Source organism: Corynebacterium sp. MSK004 (assembly GCF_030232515.1).
Taxonomy (GTDB): Bacteria; Actinomycetota; Actinomycetes; order Mycobacteriales; family Mycobacteriaceae; genus Corynebacterium; species Corynebacterium hesseae.
Genome location: NZ_JASPKB010000002.1, coordinates 159,091 through 179,852 on the forward strand (window position 1 = coordinate 159,091; position 20,762 = coordinate 179,852).

Genomic DNA, 20,762 nt, shown 5'->3' on the forward strand with positions numbered 1-20,762 from the left:
AGGTCAATGACCGCGCAAGTCTATCCCCTAGTACGCGCGATCGCTAGCCCGGGCGCTAGCTCGCGCGTGGGGTGTGCAAGATGAATGACTCCGGTGGGGTTAGGCGCTCTACTGCGAGAGCGATCCGCTGCGTCGAAGTCTCTCCCACGCGCATGGCGTGGTGGAGGACTGCTCCTTCGTAGAGGGCATCAAGCCCCAGCGTGGTGGGTTCATCAAAATATGTGGACAGGACTTTTTGGCACGCCCGTGTCCACTCCAGAAGGATCATGCGGTGGCGCGGGCGGCGCAGCGACAACGAGTAAAGCTCGCTGCCCAGGATGATATCGGTGCGTGAACGGGCGGTAGCCGAGAGCATGTCCACAGTGGCGGCCCGTGCTTCTTCGAGGGTGGAGACGCCTTCATAGAATTCCCGAAACTCAGTCACCGAGCGGTGCGTGAAGTCCTGGAATGCGGCGTTGATGAGGCCGTCTTTATCGGTGAAATAGTAGGCAATGGAGCCGAGTGCCACGTGTGCCTCGGCGGCGACCGCCCGTAAAGATAGCCCGGCAACGCCTTCGCGAACGATGGTGTTAAGGGCCGCAGTCAGGATGAGTTCTCTGCGCTGTGGCTGTGCATCTTCTTTAGACATCGTGCTCCCTGTGTGTGACGGGCCTTCAGTCTAGTGCTCGTTTGCGCCGAGCGGCGAGGGTTTTATCGGGCCTGGCTGGGGGCCTTCTTCGTGAAAATCTTCCAGAGGCCAAGAAGCGCGACGACGGCCCATACTGTCTCAACAATGAACAGGCCTGGGTTAAAGGGAGAAATGGCGGTGTAGACGAATCCGGTCGCGCCGAGGAAATTAAGGGATTGGTACAGCGGGGAATCGGCTGTCAGGACGCGGAAGTTGAGCAGGCCGTAGGCCACGACGAACAGGATGCCGGCGATGATGCCGATTTCGAAAGCGAAGCTCATGGGGGTGATTCTTTCTGTCAAAATGGAGGCGGGTCGGGTGAGCCCTAGCTTTGGGCAGTGTTCTTCTTACGGTCTAGGTAGATGCGGATAATTCCATACAGACCGAAGAGGGACCAGATGAGTTCAGTGAAGAAGACGCCGGCGTTGAAGGGCGTGGCGGCTGAGGCGGCGAGGAAACCGGCGCCAATGAAGTTGAGGATTTGGTATGGGTAGTCATCAACCGTCCATTTCCCAAGGTTGAGCATTGCGAAGGCGAAAAGCAGTGCTACAGAGGCGATGAGTCCGAAAATGACCATGGCAGACATTTAAGAAGCATGTCCTTTCAAGAATGGTGTGGGTGGTACATCGATGCTTCTCCGGAGCGTGGCTACCCTTGAAGCGCGTAGCGAATTGAGCGCGAGGATGAGGGCAGAAATTAGCGTTGAGCTCGACATTGCCAAGTTAAACACCGCTTCATCGCGTGCGATAAATGGGACAAACGGACGGTTTCTGAACGCTTGTCTAAACCGCAGCTAGTAGACGTGGGCGCAATTTGAACAGTCGTCCATATTCGCTGTAACTCATGGTGTGGGGTTTACTGAGTTTCAGGGAGCTGAGAAGAGCTCCAGCCTGCCTCGAGCGTTGCCAATCTCCGGTAGGGCAGGCGTTGCCAGCAGGTGACGGTAGCGAGTCATCTGGACACGAGTGCCCAGCAATGGTCACGGGCGCAGCACGCCTGCGGACCGCAGCGGGCGCGATAGGAGAAGTAGCTCATGTCTGCCATACCTTCATCGGTTGACCCAAACCTTCATGACATCTCTTTGCACGTCAAGCCGGGCAAAGAGCGTGCACCGTTCTTCCGCTATATTCGCATCAACCTGCCAAAGCTAACCCGCGTCATGATAGTGGCCATCATGGCCCTACAAGGGGGATTGGCCTGGTACGTGGCGCGGGCCGAGTTTTCGATTTTTCCCGAGCAAGAGATTGTCCTCTATCTCCTCGTTGCATTGTGCGCCGTCGTTGTTGTTCTTGGTGCCGTGACGCCGTGGCGTGTGTGGGATTTCGGACTCATTCCCGCCGTGGGTTCACTGCTTCTGTTTTTCGGCGGTCTCGCCGGCACCCCGCCATGGGTATGGAACGGAGCCGATGTGTACCTCGCCGCCGCATGGAATACCACAGCACTGTGTGGTCTCGCCTACCTCGTCGTGTACTGGGCGCTGGACTATGGCGTGCTCGTTGCTTATCCCGACGATCAAGGTTTTGAGGACTAATCATGTTGACTGAATTTCCCGTTTGGCTACGTATCGAACATTTTGTCAATATCCTCTTTGTCACGCTGTTCATCCGTAGCGGTATCGAAATCCTAGGCACGTTCCCTAAGCTGCATCGTTCGATTCACACGCCCCTAGGCAAACAATGGGCGCAGTTTTCTATCAAACAAAAGCGCAAGCGCAAGTACTTCCCAGTCTCCGGCGAATACGAAAACTACAGTCCAATCGTTTCCCTTCCAGGCTATGGTGCCTTGGGGCAAGGCCGCTATTGGCACTTCATCTCAGTGATGGGGTGGATGCTCCTACTGGTTATCTACTGGGGGCTCTTGCTGGCTACCGGCCAGTGGCGCCGCTACTGGCCCGAAAGCTGGGGAGTCTTTGCCCAAGCATGGGATGATCTAGTCCACTACCTTGGCTTCCAAATCCCCGGCGCGATGGACGGCTACCCGTTCAATGCAATCCAACAGCTGTCTTATGGCTTTGTTGTCCTCATCTTGCCAATGTGGATGATCCTCACTGGCATGTTCCAGTCGCCCGCTATCAATAACCACTTCCCGCGGATTTCCAAGGCGATGGGAGGCCGTCAGGTCATCCGCACCCTGCACTTTTGGGGCCTTGTGGCCTACCTTGTCTTCATCGTTATTCACGTGGGTATGGTGATCATGCATGGATACGGTCACGAGGTGTCCAAGATGGTCTTTGGGCATGCCGATAAGCCGGTGGCCGGCGGCATCATTTTCACCATGGGCATAATGCTTATTGTCTTTGTCCACATTTGGGCTACGAAGACCTCCCTTAAGCGCCCGATGGCAGTTGCCGCGTTGCATAACGCCGTGGTGCGCCCCTTCACCCGTTTCCTGCGCTCGAAGGTTCCTTCGCGCCAACGCGGGGTGTATGCCGATTCAGAGGTCACCAAGGCACCGCATCACCGGGCCTCGGGCATGCCACCCGGTACCGAGGAATACATGGCGCTCCTTTGTAATGGATTTGAAAAGGACTACGTGCTGGAGATTGGTGGGTTCGTCGAAAAGCCCATGCGTCTGACGTTGGAGGACCTACGCCGGCTTTCGGCTGGGTATTCCCAAAATACGGTGCACCATTGCGTTCAAGGATTTACCTCTGTCGGAAAGTGGGAAGGCGTTCCGTTGGCGCAGCTCTTGGATTTAGTCAAGCCACTGGACGGGGCTTCCGACGTCGTCGTGCACAGTTTCCAGAACATGACTCGCGACGACGATAACTACAACGGTTCGTACTACTACGAGTCCATGCCCATGGAGGAGGCCCGTCAGCCGGAAACGCTCATCGCAATTGGTTATGACGGCGGCGAGATTCCCATCAAGAACGGTGCGCCCATGCGCTTGCGACTGGAGACCTCCACCGGTTTCCGCTCTGCGAAGTGGCTTGACCGCATCGAAGTTGTCAATCGTTTCGACATTGTGGGCAACGGGCGCGGTGGCTTTTTCGAAGACACCGACAGCTACGACCGCCTACAAATGCTTTAGGAGTACGCCATGTCACGAGCACTCTATGAGGATCTTTACTTAAGCCCCGAACAGGTTGCGCGAGTGCGCAGCTACATCCGCCAGGTGGACTTCCACCTGCCAGGAGCGTCCAGCGCAGACTTTTCCATCAATCCACACGCTCGCTACCTGGGATACATGTTCCAACAGGAAGATTTGGAATCCTATGGCGTGGGTTTGGAATGCACCGCACCGGGAATGGAACACCAGCGCACGTTTATCAGAATGTCGCGCGGTCAGTTGTTGGGGCACGAGGATGCGCCTACTCTGCCGGTCAACGATCCCGTTATGGCAGCAGACGCCATGACGTTGCATCGCTTCTACGATAAAGAGCGCCGCCCGTTGCGCCATGGCGAGGAAACCTATTCCTCCGATGAGGGCGCTCCCGGCGCAGACATGGATTTGTCCATGGTTGAACAACAACTGCGCGATATCATGGCGTTTCACAATGGCGAACCGGTGCCAGGAAACCAGGAGATCTTGGATCTGCGCGTCTACTGGGGAACGCTTTTGGCAGGGCGCTACCCACGCTTGAAGTATTTGGAGAAAGCCGGACAGCTGTCAGCGCTGCAAGCTGACAGGTTGGGTGCGGTAGAGGCCGAGATCAACTCGGTCGAGGGGATCCTGCGTTCCCTAGGCTTAGCTACCCTCGAGGATCTCAACAAGCCAAAGCGCGAGGACGGTTAAAAGCAGACCGGGGCGCGCTGGGCCCGCGCCGTGACGGCGGCCCAGTCCTCGACGTCGTCGGTGGGCTGGCACAGGCCCTCCCACGTGGTGATGGCCACGCCGCGGGCCATGAGTTCCAAAAGAACAAGGTGGCGGTCGCCGGAGGCGGAGAGCTGGTTGAGGTCCGCGTGGGAAATATCGGCTCCGACGCGGACGTTGCCGATGAGCCGCAGCCGCGGCGTTGTCCCCTTTGGGCACGGCTCAGCAACGGATTCCGCGCCGGCGAGCCCAGCGAAGCGGCGCAGCAAACCGAAGGGCGCGGGGCGCTCGCAGTAGAGGTCCACGCACAGCCCGGCCCTGATGAGCCGTTCGGCGGTGGAGAGCGCGGCGGGGCTGTCCCCGACAATTGCGACACGCTGCATGAGAACCCCTTCAGTTCGGTAGGAATAGACTGTCTAGTCTGTAAATCTAGTCCGCTCGGTTCATTCTATCTAATTTTTATTCTCCCTAGTACCCAAGCTCACAGCCCCCGCGCCCCACTGTGGGGCTGCGCACACGTCCGCCTCCCTTTAATGTGAGGTGTCATGACCGAACCGATAAACCTGCTGGACCGCGGCGACTACCGCGATCCCAGCATTAGCCCCGAAGGCACCCGCGACACCGCGCCGCTCGAGCTTGCCGTGGCCGAGCGCAACCAGGAACTCGTCGAGGAGTGGGCCGACAAGCTTTATGACGCCTCCGCCGAGACCATCACCGAATGGGCCGCCGAGCACGCACCCGGCCGCCTCGCCGTCACGATGTCCATGGAAAACACCGTGCTCGCCGAGCTCGCGCACCAAGCGCACCTCGACGCCGACCTCCTCTTCATCGACACCGGCTGGCACTTTCCGGAGACGTTGGAGGTGGCGGGGGACGTCGCCAAGCGCTATGCGGACCTGCCGCTGGTGCGCGTCCTGCCTATCTTGAGCCCCGAGGAGCAGGACAAGATTTATGGCCCGCGCCTGTACGCGCGCGATGTCGCGGCCTATAACCGCATGCGCAAGGTGGAGCCGCTCAACATGGCTATGGACCCGTATGTCGGGTGGGTCACCGGCCTGCGCCGCGCCGATTCCGAGCACCGCGCCACCGCCCCGGCGCTGAGTCTGGACCGCACGGGGCGGCTGAAGATTTCCCCGATTATTACGTGGGACCTCGATGACACCGACGCCTACATCAAGGAACACGACCTCATCATCCACCCCCTCACCCTCCAGGGGTACCGCTCTATCGGCTGCGCGCCGTTGACCTTCCCGGTAGGCGAGGGCGAGGATGCGCGCTCCGGGCGCGTTTTCACTGACGGCAAGACAGAATGCGGGTTGCACGACTAATGACTCTTTCACCACACCTTAAAGACTTAGAGAACGAATCCCTTCACATCCTGCGCGAAGTCGCCGGGCAATTCGACAAGGTAGGCCTGCTCTTTTCCGGCGGCAAGGACTCCGTCGTCGTCTTCGAGCTCGCCCGCCGCGCCTTTGCGCCGGCCACAGTGCCCTTCGAGCTCATCCACGTCGATACCGGGCACAACTTCCCGGAGGTCATCGACTTCCGCGATCAGCTCGTCGCCGAGACCGGCGCGCGCCTGCACGTCGCTCACGTCCAGGATTGGATCGACCGCGGCGACCTCCAGGAGCGCCCCGATGGCACTCGCAACCCGCTGCAGTCCGTGCCGCTGGTGGAGACAATCGCCGAGCGCGGTTACGACGCCGTCCTGGGTGGTGCCCGCCGCGACGAGGAACGCGCCCGCGCCAAGGAGCGCATCTTCTCCATCCGCGATTCCTTCGGCGGCTGGGACCCGCGCCGCCAGCGCCCGGAGCTGTGGGACCTCTACAACGGTGGCAAGATGGCCGGCGAAAACGTCCGCGTCTTCCCCATCTCCAACTGGACCGAATCCGATATTTGGGAGTACATCGGCGCGCGCAATCTGCAGCTTCCCTCCATCTACTACTCGCACCAGCGCGAGGTGTTTAACCGCAACGGCATGTGGCTGACCCCGGGCGAGTGGGGCGGCCCGCGCGAGGATGAACCGTTGGAGACCCGCACCGTGCGCTACCGCACCGTGGGCGATATGTCCTGCACCGGTGCTGTGGAATCCACCGCCGCCTCCCCCGATGAGGTGCTCGCGGAAATCTCCATTTCCACCCTGTCCGAGCGCGGCGCCACCCGCGCCGATGACAAACTGTCCGAGTCCGCCATGGAGGACCGCAAGAAGGAAGGCTACTTCTGATGACGACTACCCTCGCACCGAATGTCGGCGCGCTCAAACAGCGCGATACCCTGCGCCTGTGCACCGCCGGTTCCGTCGATGACGGCAAGTCCACCTTCGTGGGCCGCCTGCTCTACGACACCAAGTCCGTGCTGGCGGACCAGGTGGAGTCCATGGAGCGTTCCTCTGCCGACCGCGGCTTCGACGGCATGGACCTCTCACTGCTTGTCGACGGCCTCCGCGCCGAACGCGAGCAAGGCATCACCATCGACGTGGCCTACCGCTACTTTGCCACCGATAAGCGCACCTTCATCCTCGCCGATACCCCGGGCCACGTGCAGTACACGCGCAACACGGTCACCGGCATGTCCACCTCCCAGGTGGTGGTGCTGCTTGTCGACGCCCGCAATGGCGTCGTCGAACAAACCCGCCGACACCTCAACGTGGCCGCACTCCTGGGCGTGCGCCACGTGATCCTGGGCGTGAACAAGATCGACCTGGTGGACTACGACGAGGCCACCTTCCGTGCGATCGAGACTGAGTTCAACGAGGTCGCCGCGCGCTTGGGTATCACCGATTCGGTGGCCATCCCGATTTCCGCGCTCAAGGGCGATAACGTGGTGGAACGCTCTACCACCATGGACTGGTATGAGGGTCCGACGGTCCTCGAAACGCTAGAGACCGTCCCCGTGGCCACCGGCCGCGCCGACGATCTGGACATGCGTTTCCCCATCCAGTACGTCATCCGCGAGCACGCCTCCGACTACCGCGGCTATGCCGGCCGCGTGAAGGCCGGGCACGTGGCGGTGGGGGATGAGGTGACGCTGCCGGGCGGGCGGACCTCGACGGTCACCGCGATTGATACCACCGACGGCCCGCTTGGCTTCGATGAGGCGGCGCGCGCCGGGGATTCCGTGGTACTTAGGCTGGCCGATGACATCGACTTGGCCCGCGGCGACCTCATCGCCGGTTCGCAGCGCCCGGAGGAGGTGCGCGAATTCGCCGCCACCGCGGTGGTCCTCACGGACAAGGAGCTGCGCGCGGGACAGATGGTGAAGCTGCGCTATGGCACAGCATTGGTCAAGGCGCGCGTGGCATCGGTGGACCGCATCCTCGACCTGGATGGCGTGGCGGACGTTGAGGCTCCGGAGTCCGCGGCACTCAATGACATCGCCTACATCACCGTCCAAACGCAGGCGGAGCTTCCCGTCGAGGACTATGCCGCCCGCGGCGCGGTGGGCAATTTCCTGCTCATCGATCAGTCCAGCGGCAACACGTTGGCAGCAGGATTTGTGGGCCAGCGCCTGCGCTAACCCGCGAGTTTAGGCCGTGGCGTTCTTCTCGGCCTGCTTGCGGCCCAAGGTCTTGCGCAGGGACCAGATGAACTCCGCGATCATCAGGTAGACCGGGGTGCCGCCGGCGACCATGAAGAAGAAGGCGCCGGCGGAGCTGGCCTCGTCGACGTAGTCATCAGCGCCGTAGAGGAGTTCAACGCCGCTGGCGTTGCCGACCTCCGCGAGGGCGCCGAGGCCGCGAATCGTGGAGATGATCCACATGAAGGCCAGCAGGCCCCACACGATGCACCACTGGATCGACTGCGCGCGCTGGCGGGAGGGCTCCACGGCGAAGGAGAAGTTGCTCAGGTCAACGTTGAAGTTGGAGGAACCTGAAGCCTGAGCGGTCGACGGCTGGGGCATGAGCTGCACTCCGGATCCAGACGTGGCGATCTCGCGGATGCGGGCGACGTCTACCTCGGGGCCGAAGGGATCCGCGATAGCTCGGTCATACTGCTCGCGGCGGTCCTGGCGGGAAAAGATGCTGTGGGCGGTGGAGAGTTCGTCGTAAAGCGCTGCGTTGGACGGGTCAGTCGCGGCGAGGCGGCGCTCGATATCCGAGGTCAGGGTCGCGGAATCAGCGGAAGGGTCAAGGTTGAGGGAGTTATAGAGGTTGTAGTGTGCCACGAGGCGAAAAGTCCTTTCGAGGGGTTAGCAGGGATCGCTGAAATCTGCATTGTTATTGAGCGAACGGGCGTTGCCACCGTATCGCGCCTTGAGCTTACAGACCTCATCCACGCTGTGTCCGGCGTCGTAGTAGGCCGCATAGACCTGCTTGCCTTCGTGTTCCGAACGCAGCGAGCTGCATGCTGTTCCCGGCATGATCTTGGCCCCGGCGTAGTGGGCCTCCACGCGGTCGATTTCGGATTGCGGGGACTCGCCATAAGGGACGAGGAGGGAGTCCACGATGAGGATGTAGCGGCCATCGCAGGTCTCTTGCGCTTGTGTGCTCTCAGCGCTGTCCTCAGTGCTCTGCTCGCAGAGGGGGATGTCATCCGTGATTTGCTTCGGGACATTGTTGGCACTGAGGCGGTTGGAATCCCAGCATTTGATCGTCGTTGAGTCAACGAGGCCGTCGTTTTTATAGGAAACCCATTCTCCGCCGCCCCAGGAATAGAGATAAAAAGAGGAGCTGTTTTCTGAGGCGAGGTAGAGCCAGTCGTCATTGCAAAACAGCGTCATCGGGCGGGGAATATCGTTCCTGGTCTTTTCAGCTGCTGTACCGCACCTGTCTGCCTTCTGAGGTGTGGCTTTAGACGTCACGGGTTTCGCAGTGCTCGTCTTAACGCTGGTAGTGCGGGTTTCACTGCTTGTTGTGGTGGCCTCAGCATTTGTTGTGCTGGTGCTCGGGGCCACCTGCGTAAAGAGGGCCTCCTGCTCTGTGGTTTCAGAAGAGGAGCGCGACATTAACAGCCACGTGACACCAGCAATGATCGCAAGGAGTACGACGACGGCGATGATCACAATGCTTCCCGAGCGTGCAGGACGTTCCGGGCCCTCGTTGCTTGGCGGGGGCCAAGGGTGGCTATTGGTCACGCAGGAAACTCCTTAAAACGGGGGCGGATGACAGCAGCTTCCACAGGAAGCCGTGTCACACTATAGCCGTATTTACCCTCACAATAAGGGGTTTAATTCGGTGGGACGTCGCCGCTCATGACTGTTTTCTGCTGGTCTTCGTCCCAACGGAATCCGGCATGCGTTTCGCCGGTGCACCCGGCGGTGGTTTCGCCCTCGCGGGCCCAGTGGTAGGTCACGGCGATCTCAGCGTCATTCACTCGCTCGACGGTGGGGAAGAAACCATAAGGCTCGAAGGTGGCGGTGCCAAGGTATTCGCCTTTGTGGAAGAGCATGATGTGGTGTGGCGAGGAGGCCGTGGCACCCTCGATGGTGATAATTTGCCAGCTCAAATCCGCGCAAGGGTCGAACCCTGAGGAGGAGGATAGTTGCCAGCCAAAGTCATTCCACGGCGCGATGCTGCCAATGCCTGATTGATAGGCCTCGTCGGCGTCAATATCCTCGCAGGACTCCGACTTGTCCGCGCTCTGGGTAGGGGAAGGTGCCTCGCTGCTCGTCGGCTCAGGGCTTATCTCCTCTTCCGTGGTGTTCTCGGTGGCAACGTTCGCCGAGCTGTTGTGGACCGCACTGAACATAGGGGTCTCTGCCTCGTCCTGATGGCTTTGCGCACAAGCAGCGAGTGGGAGGCAGATGAGGACAGTGCCCACGAGGGCAGACCTGTGCATTAGTGTTCCTTCCATAAAAAGTGCGCCTCGTGTGAGGCGCACGATTGGTTTTATCTTAGCGAGGAGGAACGTCACTGCTCATGACGACTTTGTTATGGGCGGCGTCCCAGCGGAAGTTCGCTTCCGTGGTGTCCGTCGGAGCGGCATTGGCGTCGTCTTCTTGCGGCCAGTGGTAGGTCACGGAAATCTCACTGCCATTGACCTGCTCGACGCTGGGGAAGAAGGCGTAGGGCTCGGTGGTGGCGGTGCCGATGTACTCGCCGTAGTGGAAGAGCATGATGTGGTGCGGCGAGGAGGCCGTTGCGCCTTCGACGGAAATGGTCTGCCAACTTAAGCTCGCGCACGGATCGAAGTGGGCGGAATCAACCAGTGCCCAATCATGTCCATTCCACTGGGGAACCTGGGCGATGTTGTCGGCGAAAGCGGCGTGGGCATTTCCTGCCTCGCAGACTTCGGCGACGGGGCTGGCCTGAACCTCTTCTGGGCTGCTGCATGCAATGAGGGGGAAGCAAAGTAGTGCGGCTCCGGCGAAAACTCGTGGTGTGAACATTGTGTTCTCCTTTCTGAGGTCTCGGTGTGGTTCCAGACCCTACAAAGGCCGCAGAGACCCCGGCCAGAGTTACGGAGAGCATTCCTCGGGTCAGCGGGTAGTCTCTCAGGCATGGAGAATCTGTCTGGTCGTACACTGTTCGTCGCCGCCGTGGATGCCGAAGCCACGCATGTTCCTGAGGGAGCGCCGCTGCTCATCACGGGTATTGGTACGGTTCCCGCCGCCATCGAGCTGACAACGGTGCTGGCGTCGGCAGAGGTGCTGCCGGAGCGTGTCATCAACATCGGTACTGCGGGCGCGCTTCGCGACGATCTCTCAGGCGTCTTCGAGATCTCCCACGTGCGCAAGCACGACTTTCACCTGGAGGTGCTCAGCGATGTCTCCCGCTACCTGCTCCCCGAGGTCATCGAGCTAGAGACCTCCGGCAAGCTGCCGACCGCCACGCTTGCCACGGGTGACGCCTTTATTTCGGATACCCCGACCCGCACGCGCCTTGCCCAGGATTCTGCGCTGTGCGATATGGAGGGCTACGCCATCGCTGCGGTGTGCCGAAAGTTTGGTGTGCCGTGCACGCTTCTCAAGCAGGTTTCGGACACCGCTAACGAAGAATCCTATGGCTCGTGGGCCTCGGTGCTCGACCACGCGGCGGAGGAGTTGGCCGCCGCCTTCGGCACGGTGTCCGCGGATTAGACCCCACATACGGAAAGTGCCCTAGTTGCCAAAACCATCGCTCCCGCCGCGGGTGGTGGGGGAGAAGTTTGGCAACTAGGGCAGTTGCACGGCCAGGGCTAGAGCCATGCACCGGTTGTGTGGCTAGCGGGCGCCGCTGGCCTCTAGGTTCTCGTAGAGCTCCATGACGTCCTCATGGCCCTCCGCCGTGGAAATCTTAATGTTTTTAGCTTCGATTTCGCCGGCACGCAGGCTGGCCATCTCCTGGTGGTAGCGGAAGACCACGGCAATGGTGGCAGCCACCGGCACAGCCAGGAAGGCGCCGATGATGCCGGCCAAGGCGGAGCCGACCGTGACGGAGAGCAGCACCATTGCCGCGTGCAGGCCCATGGCCTTGGATTGCAGCATCGGCTGGAGGACGTTGCCCTCCACCTGCTGGACGATGATGATGAGAGCCAAGGCGAGCAAGGCCTTCGTCAGCCCATCGGAGACCAGCGCGATGATGACGGCCAAAGCGCCCGCAGTGACAGCGCCAATGACCGGGATGAAGCTGGCGAAGAACGTAACTACGCCGATGACAAGGGCCAGCGGTACCTGGAGAACCCAGAGGCCGAGGCCGATGAGGATGCCGTCGACGGCCGCGACGGCTGCTTGCGCCTGAATGAAGCCAGATAACGTGTTCCACACGCGAGTCAGCAGCTCGGTGGCGTGCCAGCCGGCGGAGTAGCCGGTGTAGGTGCGCAGCCACGGCAGGAATTTATCGCCGTCCTTGAGGATGAAGAAGGCTACGAAGAGCATGATGGCGAGCGCCATGGCGATGGAGCTGGCCATCGATACACCGGAAATCACCCCGGTGGCGATGTTGGAAGCTTGGCCCTTGATGAAGGTCATGGCGTCATCAAGTACTTCCTGGACTTTCGCGGCATCAATATCGAAAGGTAGGTCCTTGGCCATATCGACGAGCTTGTTCAAGCCGCCTTCAGCCTGATTGACCAAGGACGCGCCCTGAGAGGAGACGACCGGGGCCATCGCCGCGAAGACGCCGCCGATGATGGCCAAAAAGCCCAGCAGCGTGGTGATGGAGGCCAGCGCGCGGGGGAATTTGTGCGCGCGCAACCAGTTGGTCACGGGGAAGAGCACCGTGCACACCAAAATGGCCAGGATGACCGGCAGCAGGCCCACCCAGATGAACTTCAGCAGGTAGCCGGCCAGGCCGACGCCCGCCACCACGATGATGAAGATCAAGCACACCTTGGCCAAGGAGATGGCATCGCGCCCGAGGACGCGAGACTTGTCATCGGTCTTCGACACCGGGAGGGTAGCTTCTTCATTAATGGGCTCCGCGGCGGCAGAAGCCGCCGCGCCAGAGGCCGTGGAGGACGTGCCCGAGCGGGCACCGTCATCATTGTTGTTTGTCATGCGCTCCATCTTCTCATATGAGCGCAGAAAACGAACTATGCGCGGATGCTGCTTACCTGGCGGATGATGCCGAAGCGGTGCATCGTTACCGAGACTGCCTGCTCGAGGAGGAAGGGCAGAAGCTCGCGGCGGCCATCAGCCAGCACTGGCTGATCCAAGACCACGGAGTTGGATTCCACCGCCGCCTCAAAGACGCCCTCCTCGACAGAGCCCACAGCGCGCACGCGGCCAGATTCCAGCCCTGCGACCTCGCGGGCGAAGGCACCCGCAGACACGCTGTCAACCTTAAAGCCCAGCTCACGCAGTTCCGCGGCCTTTTCCGGGGCGGCGCTGAAGCGCACCGGGGAGCCGGTGCGGGTTGCGGCGAGGGCGAGACGGGAGACATCGCGAAGCGCGGCATCGGAACCAATGCGCACCTGCAGCGGGGTGAGCACAGGGCGGTAGCGGAAGACGTTGGCCTCGCAGACCAGGCCTGCGCGGTCGTGCTGGCGGCCAAACTCCTGCTGCCATGCCAGCTCGTCGAGCTCTGCTGCGCGCCACAGCCAAGCGGTATCCTCCTCCGAGAAGCCCAGATCGCCGAAGGCACGCAGCTGGGCCGCCACCGGCTGGGAGATATCCACGTCGAAGGGGCGCAGCGGGCCCTCGGACCAGGTGCCGAACTGTGCGACGTAGTTCGGGCCGCCGGCCTTCGCACCGGGGCCCATGACGGACTGCTTCCAGCCGCCGAAGGACTGGCGCTGCACAATCGCGCCGGTAATGCCGCGGTTGACATAGGCATTGCCCACCTCGACGCGCTCGAGCCAGTAGTCAATCTCATCGTTATCCAGCGTGTGGATGCCGCCGGTCAGGCCATAACCGGTGGAGTTCTGCCACTCGATGGCCTCCTCCAGGGTTTCCGCGTGCATGATGCCAAGCACCGGGCCGAAGCACTCGTTGACGTGGAACCAGGAACCGGGGCGCACGTTATCGCGGATACCCGGCGACCACAGGGTGCCTTCCTCGTTGAGCTTCTCCGGCTTTACCAGCCACTTTTCACCCGGCTCCAGCTGGGTGAGGCCGCGCAGCAGCTTCTCGCCCGGGGCCTCGGCCAGGCCGTTCATCGTCGTGGTGATCTCATAGCCGGGGCCGGGGATGAGGGTCTTGACGGCGTCGACAAGCTGCGAGCGCAGGCGCTGCGACTCGCCGGCCGCACCGACGAAGATGACCAGGGAGGACGCGGAGCACTTCTGGCCGGAGTGGCCGAAGGCGGAGAGGTAGAGGTCCTGAATAGCCAGGTCCGGGTCCGCGGACGGGGTGATGATGAGCGCGTTCTTGCCGGAGGTCTCCGCCATGATGTTGAGCTCTGGCTTCCAGGAACGGAAGAGCTTGCCGGTATCGGAAGCACCGGTGAGGATGACGGCGTCGACATCGTCGTGGGAGATGAGCGCGCGGCCGGCGTCACCCTCATCGGTGAAGACGAGCTGGACCAGATCCGGGTCGAGGCCCTGTGCCTCCAAACCAGCGCGGAAGGCTTCCACGACGAGCTTCGCGCAGTGCACGACCTGCGGCGCCGGCTTGATGATGACGGCCGAACCCGCAGCGAGCGCTGCCGCAATGCCGCCGGTGGGAATGGCCACCGGGAAGTTCCACGGCGGGGTCACCACGGTCACGCGGTGGGGCGTGAACTCGGCGGCGTAGCTCTCCAGCAGGCGCGCGGACTGTGCGTAGTAGGTGCAGAAGTCGATGGCCTCGGAGATTTCCGGGTCGGTCTGCGTGACAGTCTTGTTGGCCTCATAGGCGGCCACGGAGATGAACTCGCCGCGGCGGTTGGCCAGCTCATCGGCCACGGCCTCAAGTGCGCGGGCGCGGTCCTCGGCAGGGCGCGCACCCCACTCGGCGCCGAGCTCGGCGGCGCGGGCCACGTGCTTGTCGACGACCCCCGCATCCGTCACCTCCTCCACGCCATGCTCACCCGGGTCGGTGGCCAGGGCCTTGAGCGCCCACTCGCGGTTGGCCTCTAGGGCCGGGTCGGTGTCGGGCTCGTTGGCGAAGCGTCCGGTGCGCGGTGCCTGGCGGCCGGCTGCTTGCTCGGCTTCCTCCAGGCGGTTTTGGGTGCGGCGCGGGCCAGCGAAGGTATCCCAGCGCTGGTCGACGGCCTCGCGGAAGACCTCCTCTTGGTCCTTCAGTGCTTGTTCCTCCGGCGCGAAGAGGGCGTAGAGGAAGTTCTGCGGTGCAGAGTTCTCCTCCAAGCGGCGCACCAGGTAGGAGACGGCGACATCGAAGTCCTCCGCGTGCACCACCGGGGTGTAGAGGATCTGGCGGCCCTCGAAGGCCTCGCGGACCGCGGCCTGCTGGGCGGGGGACATGCCCTGGAGCATCTCGGAATCCATCATGCGCATAACGCCGCGCTTGGTGCCCAGCTTGTAGGCGAATGCTGCGGTGTAGAGGTTGTGGGTGGCCACGCCGATGCGCACACAATCGGCGAATTCGGGGCGCAGGATGTAGTCGAGCAGGCGGTAGTAGTTGGCGTCCACCTCATCCTTGGTGGAATAGGGCGCTGCCGGCCAACCGTGGATTTCACCCTGGACGTGCTCCATGGAGAGGTTTGCGCCCTTGACGATGCGAATCTTGATGTGGGAGCCGCCCTCGGCCACGCGCTGCTTGGCGAATTCGGCCAGGTGCGCCAGGGCGTCGAAGGTATCCGGCAGGTAAGCCTGCAGGACGATGCCTGCCTCGAGGTTGGTGAACTCCGGCTCGCTGAGCAGCTCGGTGAACAAGCGCACGGTGAGGTGGAGGTCGTGGTATTCCTCCATGTCCAGGTTGATGAAGACCTTATCGGGGCGGCGCGCGGCGGCCTCGTAGAGCGGGCGCAGGCGTTCCTTGAGACGGACCAGGGAGCCCTCGATATCCCACGGGTTGAGCTGGGCCACCATGGAGGAGGCCTTGACGGAGACGTAGGTCACGCGCGGGTTATTGATGAGCTTGAGGGTGCGCTCGGCGCGGGAGCGCGCTTCGTCGTCGCCCAGCACGGCCTCACCGAGGAGGTTGAGGTTGAGCTGCTCGCCTGACTCGGCGGCCTTGTCCAAGGTCTTGTTCAGTGCATCGCTCTCGGCGTCGAGGACCAGGTGGCCGACCATCTGGCGCATGCGCATGCGCGCCAGCGGCATGACCAGGTTGGGCAGGATGGGCCCGAAGAAGCCACCCAGGCCCACCAGCGAGCCGTTGATGAGGCCGAGGAAGGACGCGTCATAGGTGGTGGTGACAGACTTCAGCGCGTGGGCGGCTACCTTGTCATCCTCGGGGCGCATGACGCGGTCCACGAAGTCCATGGTGAAGGCCACCCCGTCCGGGTTGCGCAATAAGTCTGCGAGCTGTTCTGTGGCCGGGTCCTGCTCGTCGGCGGTGGAGGCGAGCCAGGAGTGGGCCTGGGCCGCGGCGTCGGCGATCAGCGCGGCGTCAATGTCGGTGGATTCGGGAACGGGGGTGTGAGCATCGTTAGTCATGGATTACAACCTTTATGGGTCTCAAGGCACACTGGTGCGGCCTTGCGGAAAGCGGAAACTGCAGACTTTCTAGTCCAACACGGGCGCATACTCTGCGCCGTGCCGTTCAGTCTGTGTGAAAAGAGGTGCTTATTTAACGCTGGCGTACACAACCGGTGGCCGATCGGAAGAACGACGCTGCCTAATGAAGTGAGCATTCATGTGCGACCACCCTTCTTGCGTGTGGGGAGCAGCCAGGCAACGGCCTGGCCTGATTAGCGAGAAATCGGTGACCTTGATATGGCCCGCCGCACAGAAATCGTAGACGTGTAACCCATCTCGCTTACATGAAAGCTAGCCCCTTAAGTTGGGGTGAGTCAATCCCACAGGTGTTGTTTTGAGGGGAGGGTGCTACCCCCGTGTTAGTGGCTGAGATAGTCCGCGAGATCTGACGCGATTTTCTGTGCGCCCAGAGGCCCCAAGCCGAGTGCCCACGTATCGTCGCTGACCTCGATGGCATGGCCGTCTTTGACCGCAGGTAGCCGTTGGAACGCCGCGGTAGAAACGGCGGTGTCTTGGCCGGTGGCGGAGGGATCTCCGTAGCTGCAGTAGAAGATGTAGTCGGCGTCCGCTTGGTCAATGTTCTCCGGCGAGATTTCCGCAGCGAGCTCTTCGATGTCCTGGTTGGCGGGGCGGGCGAGGCCGGCGTCATCAAGCACCGTTCCAATGAGTGAAAGGCGCCCGTAGAGGCGTACCTTGCCCGGCATGAAGCGCAGAATGGTGACGGTGGTGTCTTCGCTAGCTGGCCCGTCCTCAATGACCTTCTTTACTTCTTCGATCTTCTTGTCATAGTCGGCCATGACTTGTTCGGTGCGCTCCTCTTCTCCGAGGGCTTCGCCGATGAGTCGGAAGTTTTCTTTCCAGGTGTATCCAGGACGGATCGAGAAAACGGTAGGTGCGATGGAATTGAGCTGGTCATAGTGCTTATCCATGCGCAGCTGCGAGCCGATGATGAGGTCGGGGTTGAGCGAAGCAATCTTTTCCATATTGACTTCGTTGATCGTGCCTACCGTTTCGATGTCACTTGCTTTGTCGGCCATGTAATCCGGGACGGGATTCTGGCCCTTGGACGTGGTCATGCCGACTGGCTTCATGCCGAGTGCTAGGACGGAATCGAGTTCGCCGCTTTCTAGAACAACCACCCGCTGCGGCTTGTCTTTGAGTTCGGTCGTTCCGCGTGCATGCGTGACCGTGCGTGGGAATTGACCAGGGGCTGCATCGCTGCCAAAGTGTTGGCTTTTCTCTCCTGCTCCGGAAAAGCCTTCGCCTCCGGTGGCCACGGAGTCATTTCCCGAGGCTGAATTGGCGTTTCCTGATTCTTTCCCGGACGGTGAGGACGCAGAGTTAGAAGCGTCAGCGTTTGAGTTGGCGTTTTCGAGGCTGGCGCAGCCGGTGAGCGCTAGCGCTGCGGTAAGGCCAACAGCGGTGAGGCGGAGGAGAGGGGTGCGGGGTGCGATTCTCTTTCGAATATTCATAAAAGGTAGCCTAACCTAAATTAGGTCGAGCTAAGGAAGCGTGAGTATATGAAGGTATTTGGGTGGTGTCGGTGATTGAGCAGGGGTTGCGCGCCGGAAAGGGAAATACCCGGCGTCTTGGTTGGGTAGTAGTTGCTGGCCTTGCCATTCTCTGTATCGGCGTGGCGCTGTCGCTGGCGTTGGGCGCGCGTAGCATTCCCTTCAGTGACGTGTTGGCCGCCCTTCGGGGACAGCCTGGTATAGCTTCCTCGATCGTGTGGGAGAGGCGTCTTCCCCGTACACTCGTTGCTGTTTGCGCAGGCTGTGCTTTGGCCCTCGCTGGTGCAGTTCTGCAGATCATGACGCGCAACCCTTTGGCAGATACCGGAGTTTTCGGGATTAACGTAGGCGCCAGCTTGGCCGCCGCCATTGCTCTGGGCTGGTGGGGGTGGCAATCACCTTTTACGTTTTCGCTCGCAGCCATCATCGGTGCGGCAGTGACCATGCTGCTGGTCACCGCGGTAGGGCGTGGCAGAGCGGGCGATGTTGATCCGCTGAGACTGATTCTTGCAGGCGTAGCCATCGGGGCGGTATGTGATGGCCTGTCCTCCGCGCTGATCCTGATAGATCCTCACGCCTTTGCAAGAATCCGTGCTTGGGTGACGGGCTCCGTTGACGTTGCTTCGTGGACGCCAGTGGTGATTGCCTTCGGCGGACTGGTGGTAGGCGTGGTGCTACTGATTGTCTTTGCTCGCCACTTGCCGCCCCTTGCTCTGGGGGATGACGTTGCGGCGAGTCTCGGCATTAACCTCAAACTGACTCGTTTGGGGCTTGTCGCGGCGGTAACGGTGTTGGCTGCTACCGCCACCGCAGCGGCGGGGGTGATTGTGTTCGTTGGACTAGTTATCCCGCATGTTGTCAGGCTGTGCGGGATATACGAAGAGCGGGCACAGCTTGTCGCCGCTGCCGTGGTGGGGCCTTTGTTTTTATTGGGCGCCGATATTGTGGGCCGCTACCTCACTGCTGCTGAGTTGCCGGCTGGCGTCACGGTGTCGCTCATTGGTGCCCCAGTATTGATTGCGCTGTCCCATCGCGCTGGAAGGAGGCTGTGATTGTGAGCGTGAGAAGTGTTTTGTCCTTTGCGGGCATTGTGATCGTCGCGCTGGCTATTGCTGCCTATTCGCTCTTCTCGCCTGGTGCCGGGCAGGATAGTGCAGCGTTGTGGTCCGTGGCTACGAATCCCAATAGCACTGACTTTGCAGCCACCGTCGTGTGGCAATGGCGTGCTCCGCGGGTGGTTGCCGCGATTGTCGTAGGAATGTGTTTGGGCATAGCGGGCGCCATCTTTCAGATCCTCACCCACAATCCGCTGGGGTCACCCGACATTATCGGGTTTAATACCGGTGCCTATACCGGTGTCATCGCGGTCTCCTTGGCGAGCTTTAGCTCCGCATTCAACATTGCGCTAGGCGCGTTGGTGGGTGGGACTATCACTGCGTTACTCATCATGGGGCTTTCATTTGCCGGAAGGCTCACGGGAGCAAGGCTGGTTGTGGTGGGGATTGGAGTGACGTTCTTCCTTTCAGCAATAAACAAGTGGTTGATTCTTAGTGGTGAGTTGGAGCAGTCCCTAGGTGCGGCGACTTGGGCTGCTGGAACATTGAATGCTGTGTCCTGGGCGCGAGTTATTCCATTGGGGGTGCTGGGAGGCGCGGCGTGCGTCGCTGGGTTGCTGCTGCGTGGCTGGTGTGACGCGCTTGCCCTGGGGGATAGCACGGCGAGTGCGTTGGGGTTGAACGTGAGTCGTGCACGTGTGGTGATGGTTCTGGTTGGCACAGTTCTTGTCGCTGTATCGACGGCGATAGCGGGCCCAATCTCATTTATTGCCCTCGCGGCCCCACATATGGCTCGGTTGCTCTCGCGTCCAGACAGGACGCCGGTGTTGCTCTCTGGAGTCCTCGGTGCACTTTTCTTGCTCGCTGCCGATTTAGCAGGGCAGCGGCTGTTTTTCCCAATTGCTCTGCCTGCCGGTCTTATTACGGTCTGCGCCGGTGGCATCTACCTGGCGGGTTTGCTGCTGTGGCAATCCCGATCTGCCGGAATGAAAGGTCAGTAAAGTGAACCAACTAAAAGTATGTGACGGTGCGCCGAGCGTGCGGGCTGAGGGGGTGAGCATGTCCTATGGGAGGACTGCCCCGTTAATTCTCGACTCGGTGGATGTGTCTTTTCCGGCCGGGAAATTCTCTGCCATTATCGGCCCCAATGGTTGTGGAAAATCCACTTTGGTGAAGGTGTTGGCGCGGTTGGAAATGCCGAACGCGGGCGCGGTGTGCATTGGCGAAGAAGATGCAGCCGCATTCTCTCGGCGTAGCTACGCTCGGCGCGTCGCCGTGATGTCGCAGCAATCCATAGCTCCCGAAGGGATCAATGTCAGGGAACTGGTTGCGCGCGGGCGATTCGCCCACCAAGGATTTATGGGGTGGAGGAGCCAGGAGGACGAGCGTGCCGTTAGTCGTGCGCTAGCAAAGGTGGGCCTTGAACAACTGGAGACGGCCGAGGTAGCGGCGTTGTCTGGCGGTCAGCGTCAGCGTGCTTGGTTGGCCATGGCCCTCGCCCAGGAAACGCCTGTGCTCTTCTTGGATGAGCCAACGAGCGCGCTTGACATTGGATACCAGCATTCCTTCATGCGGCTGATGCGGCAGCTGGCAGGAAGCAAAACCCTTATTGCGGTCATTCATGATTTGGCGCATGTATTGCGCTATGCGGATCACGTCGTGGCGATGAAAGATGGAACGGTGCGGGACGCGGGCGTGCCGCGCGAGGTCATCACCCCTGCCCTTATTGAGGAACTCTATGGGCTGTCAGTCCGCGTTGTAGATGTGGACGGTGAGCCGGCAATCGTCCCTGTAGGGTGAGTCTCCGCCAAACCGGGTTTGTTTTCCCAGCGTG

Annotated in this window: 21 protein-coding genes; 10 read left to right on the forward strand and 11 right to left on the reverse strand. The window is 61.2% G+C overall.

Going from position 1 to position 20,762, the window contains the following annotated elements; genetic code table 11:
- Nucleotides 1–55: 55 nt before the first annotated feature.
- From QP999_RS03295 to QP999_RS03305, 3 genes are all read right to left on the reverse strand, one after another.
- Nucleotides 56–628: a TetR/AcrR family transcriptional regulator gene (locus tag QP999_RS03295; protein WP_070624224.1), complete on the reverse strand. Its 573-nt coding sequence runs from the start codon at nt 626–628 to the stop codon at nt 56–58.
- A gap of 62 nt (nt 629–690) precedes the next feature.
- Nucleotides 691–948: a CBU_0592 family membrane protein gene (locus QP999_RS03300; RefSeq protein WP_070532003.1), complete on the reverse strand. Its 258-nt coding sequence runs from the start codon at nt 946–948 to the stop codon at nt 691–693.
- Nucleotides 949–992: 44 nt separating this feature from the next.
- Entirely contained in the window at nt 993–1,253 is a 261-nt protein-coding gene (locus QP999_RS03305; protein ID WP_070532007.1) for a CBU_0592 family membrane protein, read from the reverse strand.
- Between the two features lie 447 nt (nt 1,254–1,700).
- Here QP999_RS03305 and QP999_RS03310 point away from each other — a divergent pair, with 447 nt between their 5' ends.
- The 3 genes from QP999_RS03310 to QP999_RS03320 are packed head-to-tail and all read left to right on the forward strand — an operon-like array spanning nt 1,701 to nt 4,405.
- The gene (locus QP999_RS03310) at nt 1,701–2,198 is read left to right on the forward strand and encodes a hypothetical protein (protein ID WP_070624222.1); all 498 of its coding nucleotides are present in this window, start codon (nt 1,701–1,703) and stop codon (nt 2,196–2,198) included.
- 2 nt (nt 2,199–2,200) lie between these two features.
- A complete protein-coding gene (locus QP999_RS03315; protein WP_070624220.1) occupies nt 2,201–3,700 on the forward strand; it encodes a molybdopterin-dependent oxidoreductase in 1,500 nt (499 codons plus the stop codon).
- 9 nt (nt 3,701–3,709) lie between these two features.
- On the forward strand, nt 3,710–4,405 hold the full coding sequence (locus QP999_RS03320; RefSeq protein WP_070532020.1) for a hypothetical protein: 696 nt from the start codon (nt 3,710–3,712) through the stop codon (nt 4,403–4,405).
- Here QP999_RS03320 and QP999_RS03325 read toward each other — a convergent pair.
- On the reverse strand, nt 4,402–4,806 hold the full coding sequence (locus QP999_RS03325) for a methylenetetrahydrofolate--tRNA-(uracil-5-)-methyltransferase (RefSeq protein ID WP_070624218.1): 405 nt from the start codon (nt 4,804–4,806) through the stop codon (nt 4,402–4,404). The genes QP999_RS03320 and QP999_RS03325 overlap by 4 nt on opposite strands.
- A 162-nt stretch (nt 4,807–4,968) precedes the next feature.
- Here QP999_RS03325 and QP999_RS03330 point away from each other — a divergent pair, with 162 nt between their 5' ends.
- From QP999_RS03330 to QP999_RS03340, 3 genes are read left to right on the forward strand one after another with little or no spacing between them, the layout of a single operon-like run.
- A complete protein-coding gene (locus tag QP999_RS03330; RefSeq protein WP_284847673.1) occupies nt 4,969–5,751 on the forward strand; it encodes a phosphoadenylyl-sulfate reductase in 783 nt (260 codons plus the stop codon).
- Complete coding sequence (gene cysD, locus QP999_RS03335) at nt 5,751–6,647, forward strand: sulfate adenylyltransferase subunit CysD (protein WP_010188641.1); 897 nt, start codon at nt 5,751–5,753, stop codon at nt 6,645–6,647. The genes QP999_RS03330 and cysD overlap by 1 nt, the downstream gene beginning before the upstream one ends.
- A complete protein-coding gene (locus tag QP999_RS03340) occupies nt 6,647–7,939 on the forward strand; it encodes a sulfate adenylyltransferase subunit 1 (RefSeq protein WP_284847674.1) in 1,293 nt (430 codons plus the stop codon). Before cysD ends, QP999_RS03340 begins: the two co-directional genes overlap by 1 nt.
- A 9-nt stretch (nt 7,940–7,948) precedes the next feature.
- On the opposite strand, the gene QP999_RS03345 is transcribed toward QP999_RS03340, so the two are convergent.
- The 4 genes from QP999_RS03345 to QP999_RS03360 form a co-directional block, all read right to left on the reverse strand.
- Nucleotides 7,949–8,587 carry a hypothetical protein gene (locus QP999_RS03345; RefSeq protein ID WP_284847675.1) on the reverse strand — a complete coding sequence of 213 codons (639 nt, stop codon included), beginning with the start codon at nt 8,585–8,587 and terminating at the stop codon, nt 7,949–7,951.
- Nucleotides 8,588–8,611: 24 nt separating this feature from the next.
- Nucleotides 8,612–9,496, reverse strand: a complete 885-nt coding sequence (locus tag QP999_RS03350; RefSeq protein ID WP_144676759.1) for a flagellar basal body-associated FliL family protein — start codon at nt 9,494–9,496, stop codon at nt 8,612–8,614.
- A 92-nt stretch (nt 9,497–9,588) separates the two neighbouring features.
- Nucleotides 9,589–10,200 (reverse strand): LppP/LprE family lipoprotein, encoded by a 612-nt coding sequence (locus tag QP999_RS03355; protein WP_284847676.1) that lies wholly within the window; start codon nt 10,198–10,200, stop codon nt 9,589–9,591.
- Between the two features lie 55 nt (nt 10,201–10,255).
- On the reverse strand, nt 10,256–10,750 hold the full coding sequence (locus QP999_RS03360; protein WP_193629446.1) for an LppP/LprE family lipoprotein: 495 nt from the start codon (nt 10,748–10,750) through the stop codon (nt 10,256–10,258).
- Nucleotides 10,751–10,861: 111 nt separating this feature from the next.
- On the opposite strand from QP999_RS03360, the gene QP999_RS03365 reads away from it, so the two are divergent.
- A complete protein-coding gene (locus tag QP999_RS03365) occupies nt 10,862–11,440 on the forward strand; it encodes a nucleosidase (protein ID WP_284847677.1) in 579 nt (192 codons plus the stop codon).
- Between the two features lie 123 nt (nt 11,441–11,563).
- On the opposite strand, the gene QP999_RS03370 is transcribed toward QP999_RS03365, so the two are convergent.
- The 3 genes from QP999_RS03370 to QP999_RS03380 all read right to left on the reverse strand — a co-directional run bounded on the left by QP999_RS03370 (nt 11,564) and on the right by QP999_RS03380 (nt 17,834).
- The gene (locus QP999_RS03370) at nt 11,564–12,838 is read right to left on the reverse strand and encodes an AI-2E family transporter (RefSeq protein ID WP_154736619.1); all 1,275 of its coding nucleotides are present in this window, start codon (nt 12,836–12,838) and stop codon (nt 11,564–11,566) included.
- Nucleotides 12,839–12,873: 35 nt separating this feature from the next.
- Nucleotides 12,874–16,320, reverse strand: coding sequence for a bifunctional proline dehydrogenase/L-glutamate gamma-semialdehyde dehydrogenase (locus QP999_RS03375; protein ID WP_284847678.1), 3,447 nt, complete (start codon nt 16,318–16,320; stop codon nt 12,874–12,876).
- 401 nt (nt 16,321–16,721) lie between these two features.
- Complete coding sequence (locus tag QP999_RS03380) at nt 16,722–17,834, reverse strand: ABC transporter substrate-binding protein (RefSeq protein WP_284847679.1); 1,113 nt, start codon at nt 17,832–17,834, stop codon at nt 16,722–16,724.
- A 161-nt stretch (nt 17,835–17,995) separates the two neighbouring features.
- On the opposite strand from QP999_RS03380, the gene QP999_RS03385 reads away from it, so the two are divergent.
- The 3 genes from QP999_RS03385 (at nt 17,996) to QP999_RS03395 (ending at nt 20,728) form a co-directional block, all read left to right on the forward strand.
- Nucleotides 17,996–18,925 (forward strand): FecCD family ABC transporter permease, encoded by a 930-nt coding sequence (locus QP999_RS03385; RefSeq protein WP_284847736.1) that lies wholly within the window; start codon nt 17,996–17,998, stop codon nt 18,923–18,925.
- Nucleotides 18,922–19,929: a FecCD family ABC transporter permease gene (locus tag QP999_RS03390; RefSeq protein ID WP_284847680.1), complete on the forward strand. Its 1,008-nt coding sequence runs from the start codon at nt 18,922–18,924 to the stop codon at nt 19,927–19,929. The genes QP999_RS03385 and QP999_RS03390 overlap by 4 nt, the downstream gene beginning before the upstream one ends.
- Nucleotides 19,930–20,026: 97 nt before the next feature.
- Complete coding sequence (locus QP999_RS03395) at nt 20,027–20,728, forward strand: ABC transporter ATP-binding protein (protein ID WP_232748483.1); 702 nt, start codon at nt 20,027–20,029, stop codon at nt 20,726–20,728.
- Nucleotides 20,729–20,762 lie beyond the last annotated feature (34 nt).

What these genes read in the sequence shown, in the direction of transcription:
- QP999_RS03360 (WP_193629446.1), bottom strand. Translation starts at nt 10,750, where the DNA reads ATGTTCACACCACGAGTTTTCGCCGGAGCCGCACTACTTTGCTTCCCC.
- QP999_RS03310 (WP_070624222.1), top strand. Translation starts at nt 1,701, where the DNA reads ATGTCTGCCATACCTTCATCGGTTGACCCAAACCTTCATGACATCTCT.
- cysD (WP_010188641.1), top strand. Translation starts at nt 5,751, where the DNA reads ATGACTCTTTCACCACACCTTAAAGACTTAGAGAACGAATCCCTTCAC.
- QP999_RS03300 (WP_070532003.1), bottom strand. Translation starts at nt 948, where the DNA reads ATGAGCTTCGCTTTCGAAATCGGCATCATCGCCGGCATCCTGTTCGTC.
- QP999_RS03380 (WP_284847679.1), bottom strand. Translation starts at nt 17,834, where the DNA reads ATGAATATTCGAAAGAGAATCGCACCCCGCACCCCTCTCCTCCGCCTC.
- QP999_RS03295 (WP_070624224.1), bottom strand. Translation starts at nt 628, where the DNA reads ATGTCTAAAGAAGATGCACAGCCACAGCGCAGAGAACTCATCCTGACT.
- QP999_RS03320 (WP_070532020.1), top strand. Translation starts at nt 3,710, where the DNA reads ATGTCACGAGCACTCTATGAGGATCTTTACTTAAGCCCCGAACAGGTT.
- QP999_RS03365 (WP_284847677.1), top strand. Translation starts at nt 10,862, where the DNA reads ATGGAGAATCTGTCTGGTCGTACACTGTTCGTCGCCGCCGTGGATGCC.
- QP999_RS03315 (WP_070624220.1), top strand. Translation starts at nt 2,201, where the DNA reads ATGTTGACTGAATTTCCCGTTTGGCTACGTATCGAACATTTTGTCAAT.
- QP999_RS03355 (WP_284847676.1), bottom strand. Translation starts at nt 10,200, where the DNA reads ATGCACAGGTCTGCCCTCGTGGGCACTGTCCTCATCTGCCTCCCACTC.
- QP999_RS03305 (WP_070532007.1), bottom strand. Translation starts at nt 1,253, where the DNA reads ATGTCTGCCATGGTCATTTTCGGACTCATCGCCTCTGTAGCACTGCTT.
- QP999_RS03330 (WP_284847673.1), top strand. Translation starts at nt 4,969, where the DNA reads ATGACCGAACCGATAAACCTGCTGGACCGCGGCGACTACCGCGATCCC.
- QP999_RS03325 (WP_070624218.1), bottom strand. Translation starts at nt 4,806, where the DNA reads ATGCAGCGTGTCGCAATTGTCGGGGACAGCCCCGCCGCGCTCTCCACC.
- QP999_RS03375 (WP_284847678.1), bottom strand. Translation starts at nt 16,320, where the DNA reads ATGACTAACGATGCTCACACCCCCGTTCCCGAATCCACCGACATTGAC.
- QP999_RS03370 (WP_154736619.1), bottom strand. Translation starts at nt 12,838, where the DNA reads ATGACAAACAACAATGATGACGGTGCCCGCTCGGGCACGTCCTCCACG.
- QP999_RS03340 (WP_284847674.1), top strand. Translation starts at nt 6,647, where the DNA reads ATGACGACTACCCTCGCACCGAATGTCGGCGCGCTCAAACAGCGCGAT.